Annotated in this window: 8 protein-coding genes; 2 read left to right on the top strand and 6 right to left on the bottom strand. The window is 50.3% G+C overall.

Annotation, left to right across the window (positions count from 1 at the left end):
* Both VB712_RS09670 and VB712_RS09665 read left to right on the top strand, forming a co-directional pair.
* A partial coding sequence (locus VB712_RS09670; RefSeq protein ID WP_323254352.1) for a BCD family MFS transporter occupies positions 1-1085 on the top strand: 1085 nt, incomplete at its 5' end.
* Between the two features lie 50 nt (positions 1086-1135).
* Positions 1136-1993: an inositol monophosphatase family protein gene (locus tag VB712_RS09665; protein ID WP_323254351.1), complete on the top strand. Its 858-nt coding sequence runs from the start codon at positions 1136-1138 to the stop codon at positions 1991-1993.
* Positions 1994-2015: 22 nt separating this feature from the next.
* On the opposite strand, the gene VB712_RS09660 is transcribed toward VB712_RS09665, so the two are convergent.
* The 6 genes from VB712_RS09660 to iscB form a co-directional block, all read right to left on the bottom strand.
* A complete protein-coding gene (locus VB712_RS09660; RefSeq protein WP_323254355.1) occupies positions 2016-2330 on the bottom strand; it encodes a PIN domain-containing protein in 315 nt (104 codons plus the stop codon).
* A gap of 291 nt (positions 2331-2621) precedes the next feature.
* Positions 2622-2888 carry a hypothetical protein gene (locus VB712_RS09655; protein ID WP_323254350.1) on the bottom strand — a complete coding sequence of 89 codons (267 nt, stop codon included), beginning with the start codon at positions 2886-2888 and terminating at the stop codon, positions 2622-2624.
* A 97-nt stretch (positions 2889-2985) separates the two neighbouring features.
* On the bottom strand, positions 2986-3594 hold the full coding sequence (locus VB712_RS09650) for a Uma2 family endonuclease (RefSeq protein WP_323254349.1): 609 nt from the start codon (positions 3592-3594) through the stop codon (positions 2986-2988).
* A gap of 277 nt (positions 3595-3871) precedes the next feature.
* The gene (locus tag VB712_RS09645) at positions 3872-4081 is read right to left on the bottom strand and encodes a type II toxin-antitoxin system HicA family toxin (RefSeq protein ID WP_323254348.1); all 210 of its coding nucleotides are present in this window, start codon (positions 4079-4081) and stop codon (positions 3872-3874) included.
* Between the two features lie 11 nt (positions 4082-4092).
* On the bottom strand, positions 4093-4302 hold the full coding sequence (locus VB712_RS09640; protein ID WP_323254347.1) for a type II toxin-antitoxin system HicB family antitoxin: 210 nt from the start codon (positions 4300-4302) through the stop codon (positions 4093-4095).
* A gap of 86 nt (positions 4303-4388) precedes the next feature.
* Positions 4389-5663, bottom strand: a complete 1275-nt coding sequence (gene iscB / locus VB712_RS09635) for an RNA-guided endonuclease IscB (protein WP_323254346.1) — start codon at positions 5661-5663, stop codon at positions 4389-4391.
* Positions 5664-6000: the final 337 nt, after the last annotated feature.

Raw genomic sequence — 6000 nt, 5'->3', positions numbered from 1 at the left:
TGTTGGGGGGCTGGTCTTGGCAGGATCCGCAAATTTTGCTCTGGGGGAGCCTGTTGGGGGTGATTTTCCTGGCCTATGGGTTTGCCATTAGTGCTTGCTCAATCCCGTTTACGGCGCTGTTGGTGGATGTGTCCGATGAGGCCCAACGGTCGAAGCTGGTGGCGATCGTTTGGTCGCAGTTGATGGTGGGGATTGTGATTGGGGGGATTTCGGGGGCGATTTGGAGCAAGATTTTTGTGCCGGAGGATGGGTTAGGAGATCCGCTGGTGACGCTCTACGGCCCGATCAGCGGTTTATTTATCGTCGTTCCTTTGGTTTTCTTCCTACTAACGTTGATCGCCACCTGGGGCATTGAGCGCAAATATTCCCGTTTTAGCCGCCGCTCCAACGCTCGCAACCGCGAAGATAGTGTCACGCTGCGGGATACATTGCGCATCCTCACTTCTAGCCGCCAAACGGGTATTTTCTTTAGCTTTTTGCTGATCCTCACCATTGGCCTGTTTTTACAAGAGGCGGTGCTGGAACCCTACGGGGGGGAGGTGTTTGGCATGAGTATTGGGGAAACGACGGCTTTAAATTCCTTTTGGGGGGTGGGGATTTTGCTCGGTTATAGTGCGACGGGGTTTTGGCTGATTCCCCGCTTTGGTAAAAAAATGGTGACGAAGTTGGGCTGTGGGTTGGTGGCGGTGTCCTTTGGGTTGATTATTGCGGCGGGGTTGACCCAAGATGTGATGGTGTTGAAGGCGATGATGATTGTCTTTGGCTTGGCGGCGGGGATGGCCACGATTGGCTCGATTAGTTTGATGCTGGATTTGACGACGGCGGAGACGGCAGGGACGTTTGTGGGGGCTTGGGGGCTTTCTCAGGCGATCGCCCGTGGGATTGCCATTTTTTCCGGGGGGGTGATTCTCGATATTGGTCAATCGATTTTTAGTCAACCCTTGGCGGCCTATGGGTTTGTGTTTGGCTTGCAGGCGGTGAGTATGGTGGTGGCCATTGGCATTTTAGGCCGGGTGGATGTGGCGGAGTTTCGGGAAAATACGCGGGTGGCGATCGCCACTGTCATGGAATCAGAACTGGATTAAGCCCGAAAATGCCCGATACTAATCAACGGATGCCTGACACGAGATCACCCATGGAACAGTTTTGGCGCGATATTTTCGATTTTTGTACTGAGATCACAACCCAGGTGAGTGATTATCTCGTGCCGCAATTTGGCCGGTTACAGGCGGTGCGCAAACCCGATGGCACCCTTGTCACCCAGGCGGATCAATGGTCGGATCGCAGGATCCGGGAGGCGATCGCCCACCGTTTCCCCGACCACGGCATTCTCAGCGAGGAAACCCTCCATATTTTCCCCGCTACCGATTGGTGCTGGGTGATTGACCCCATCGACGGCACGACGAATTTCACGCGGGGGATTCCCGTTTGGGGCATTTCCCTCGGTCTGCTCTATCGGGGTGTGCCGGTGTTTGGTTTTATCCATTTCCCCCAATTGCGCCAGACGTTCCACGGCTATTGGTATGGGGAATCGGGGCTAACGGGGCCGACGGGGGCTTATCTCAATCAACAGCCGATCCAAACCAGTGACGACGAGCCGAGCCAAAACCATTTGTTTAACCTTTGCGCCCGCAGCACGGATATTTTAAAGGCCCCCTTCCCCTGCAAGATTCGCATGATCGGCGTGGCCAGCTATAACATTTCCCTCGTAGCCTGTGGGGCCGCCTTGGGGGGAGTGGAGGCTACGCCGAAAATTTGGGATATTGCGGGGGTTTGGCCCCTAGTGCAGGCGGCGGGGGGTGGGTTTATTTCCCTGGAGCCGGAGCCGGTGTTCCCCTTGCAAGTGGGGGTGGATTATGGCGATCGCCCTTTCCCCTGTTTGACGGTGAGCCGGGGGGAATTGGTGGAGGTGTTTCGCCCTTTGGTGCAGTTCATTGGCGATCGGTACGCTAGCGCGGATCGGGTCGTTGCCGCCCAAAACCCTAAGTCCTGAGCTATGGCACGAGGGGCGAATATTACTGATTGATGCTTTTAATCCAGTTGTCAACTTCCAACTGGACGATCCGATCAAAATGCTTACGGTTATCTGTAATCAGGACTAGCTGATTAGCAATGGCTGTCCCGGCGATCAATAGATCAATATCATCAATTGGCTGCCCACACTTTCTCAAATCGGAGTACACTTCTGCCGCAACGTCGGCAACTTCTGGGGTCAAAGGGAGTATGGTGTTTTGAGCAGCAAACTCCAGAAAGAGGGTGAGTTGATTGTGGGCATCACGATGTTTTAATCCGCTGACTATTTCATAATAGGTGATGATGCTAAAGTTGATCGTTTCATGGTAAGCATTCAGGTCATGAGAATTTGGCTGTAAGCATTGCTCAGTATGGGTTTCAGTTATTTTGAGCTATTTTTTCATTCTCAATAAACAAGGCTGTAACCCCTAGTCTTGCGTACTTATTGAGAATGAACTGTTAGTTTAGAACTCACCTCGATTTTGAAAGCCTTGCTGTGACTGCGTTTCAAGTACCTGAATCCTTACGTTTCATGCTCTTGCAAGTAGGCTTCAAATTTAGCAGCAACTTGAGGATTTCCTCGAAAGAAGTGGGACAAAATATTAGTATCAACGAGCGATGCTTTCATCTCCCCTTCTCCGCGTGAAGGCTTGCTGGCGACGTTGTTTTATTTCTGTGGTGAAATCATTAAATATTTCATCGGGCATATCTTGCCAGCAACCGGCAAAGGCGGAAATGGGTTTATTGTTTGTCTTTTGTGATTTTTCTAAGCCTAGTCTGAAATCGTGAATAAAGTTATACAAATCAATTAACCTGTCTTCTGGAATCAGGTCTATCTCTTGCAGAACTTTGTTTTTGATCAGTATTGAAGTCATCCTGTTATCCTCGTTCAAAAATTATCTGGGGTGCATCTCAGTTGGGCAATGTGCCTAGTTTAGGGGAAATCGTGCTGCATTGACATCCACCAACCCTTTACGCCCAAATTCGTTGCAATTTTAAGATAAATCCGGGCAGGATTGGTTCACCGGAGAGCATATCGGGGCGGTCTAGGGTTTCAACCTCGCAACCGGGGCGATAAATTTCTACCCGTTGGTTTTGGGGGTCGATGAGCCAGCCTAATTGTGTGCCGTTGTTGAGATATTCTTGGAGTTTGGCGCGAGTGGTGTTTAAACTGTCGCTGCGCGATCGCAACTCCACAACAAAATCCGGACAGAGGGGAACAAACCCCTCCTGCTGTTCCCGCGTGAGGGCATCCCAGCGATCGCGCCGCACCCACGAGGCATCGGGGGAACGATTCGCACCGTTGGGCAATGCAAACCCCGTGGATGAGTCGAACACAAGACCAAGGGACTCATTCGCTTCAAACCAACGTCCGAGTTGGCTGAGGATATCGAAGTTCCGATGGCCAGAGATGCCGCCAGTGGGTGGGTTCACGATTAATGCTCCGGTTGCAGTGCGTTCGAGTCTGAGATCACGATTGGTCACGGCCAGGGCGGCGAACTGTTCCGGCGTGACCTGTAGGGCGAGGTCTGGGGGCAATTCCAGGAAAAGGGGTTGAGGGGATACGGGAGTTTTTAGCATTGTGCCTGTCGGTTCACACTCCCTTATTGTAGGCATGCAATAATCCACTGTTGGGGACTGAACCGAATGCGATCGCTCAGAAAAAACGCACACCAGGGCAATGAAATCTCGTTACTTGGCTCTGCCAAGTAATGCCCATTGGAGGCTTTGCCTCCTCCCCAGGCGGCGGAGCCGCTGAAGACGCATGTCACGGCAGAGCCATGACAAAGTGGGTTACAGGATCGAGGAATCCCAGTGCCAGGTATCGGATTAAAATTTGGCTGATGCACGATTCAAGCTAAGACAACGAAACATTAGCTTGTTTTTCAATCGCCTTCATTGTGCCAATTGCGATTATTTTTGTATGAATTTGCACAATGGCCGTTCTACGAGTTTCTATATTGAATAACTTCAAATGTGAGCCACTTTGAGAAACCTCAACAAAGCCAGCAGCTTTCAGCTTTTTAATAATTTGCTTAGCCGTCAATCGCGGCATTTTAGGTGACATCTAAAAATCCGCTAAAGTGCAAATTCAACGACTTCTTGGATTGAATTTTCTGATAAAAATTTATCTGGAAGCGGTTCTAACATTAATTGGATTGCATCTTTAAGATTGATCAGTGCTTCATTCTTTGTATCACCACAAGACGAAATAAAATTGAGTTCTGGACAGGTTGCAGAATAGGATTGAGATTCTGCATCCCATTCAATCACGGCTCGAATGTTCACGTAAAAGCTCCTGGGAGGGTTGGAAGCCCCGTCTCTTCAGAGCGGGGAGGAAAACCGACTCAAGCGGCTTTAGCCGCCCGCAACCTTCAGAGTCCATAGGCATAACCGTCCCTCTTATGAATTGATTTACAGTATTTGTGGCTGATCCCAGCCACCTTACCCATCTTGGTTGCTATGTCGAAGCTGGCAGAGGCACGGCAAAGAACTCGTCCTAAGTAGGAGCCAATCTTCTTGCCTGCCGTGACATTTGCAACAATGATGTCACCAGTCTGGAAACCCTTGTGTATCTGTACTCTTGACCGATGGCGAAAGGGAAACCCATATTTATCAGTGCCGCACATCTTACGTGTCCCATGCCCAGTTGCTTTAATCAACAAAGGCTGAGTCGTGAGAATTTCTAGCCGATTGACCATTCCCACACAGGCAGCATCCAGCCAATGAGTTTTAGGCAGATTGAGCCGAGTTCGGTTGTATTTGGTTTGCCCCCCTGAGCCAGTGCTAACAGGTAGACCTGTTTCTTTTAGTGCCTTGAATAACGCCCATCGGGTAGAGTTGACCGCAGCAGCGTCCTTAAGTGGTGCTTTGGCCTGTGCCAAAATGCGCTTCAGTAGGTCAGACTTGCCTGATAAAAACTCTTGGACAGGCAGATTACTCTTTGCCTTGTTGCACGGTTCGCAAGCTAGCGTCAGGTTAGACACCCTATCAGAACCGCCTTTCGAGCGAGGTTGAATATGCTCTATCTGCAATGGTGTGTTTTCAGCCTTGCAGTAGGCGCACTTGCGTCCCCACTTCTCTAGCAGGTATTCCCTGACCTCATAGCCTGCCAAAGTCCCCTGCTGGTATTCAGTGCCGCTAATCTCAGGGTTCTGAATTACCTGAGTATCAAACCGGACTAACTCTTGTGAGATACCCGCAATGGGAGCATAACGGCATAGCCGATTAACCCATGTCAGGGTAGTTTTGACCCGATGCATTAGAGAAGGCGCTAACCATCCTTCAGCGCGGGTGCGGTTGAGAAACCGAGGCGCACGATAGCGGGTTTTGCGATTGCGCCTCCCCCTCCGCAGTTGGCTACGACTTAGCAAAGCATTTCTGATGGCTTGCCCTCGGTGGGTAAGCTCTGCCGCCCAAACGACCTTTGAACCATTGAGAATGGCTAGCCCAGTGGTCTTCGAGCCGGGATCAATCTTTAACTGTAGAGGTTTGATTTCAGATTCTGCCTCCTGTTTCAATATGATGGTGAAAGGATATCGGCGGAACACCGCAGCCTTTCCCTGACTTAGCAAACACCGAGCCTCTCCCGGATGGACTGGATTGAGCATTTGCTTATTAGTGTCTAGAACAAACACAAAGTTGGACATGGAAATCTCCGTAGAACGGGTAATGGTTTCCTCGCCAAGGTTTTCAAGGCTTGTTGAGCTAACGGCACTGTCTACATCCCAGCTTCAACTGTTTAACCGTTAACGACAGAGCTACAAACTGGAAAGCATCTGTAGGTGTCATGACCTCAAAAACGTAGCCAGTTAAGGCTTAGGCTGGTCAGCTAACCAAAGCTAGAGGCATGAAGCCCCGTCACTTCAGTGCGGGGTGCTGACAATTGTTCTCCTCTGTTGATGGAGTAGCTTTGATAAAGATGTGCTACGATGTACTATTGTAGATCGGATCTCGTTACTTGGCTCTGCCAAGTAATGCCCATTG

The organism is Spirulina sp. CCNP1310 (assembly GCF_034932185.1).
Taxonomy (GTDB): domain Bacteria; phylum Cyanobacteriota; class Cyanobacteriia; order Cyanobacteriales; family Spirulinaceae; genus Spirulina.
Note: the sequence above shows the minus strand (reverse complement) of the source record. Positions and strands in the feature narration are given on the sequence as shown.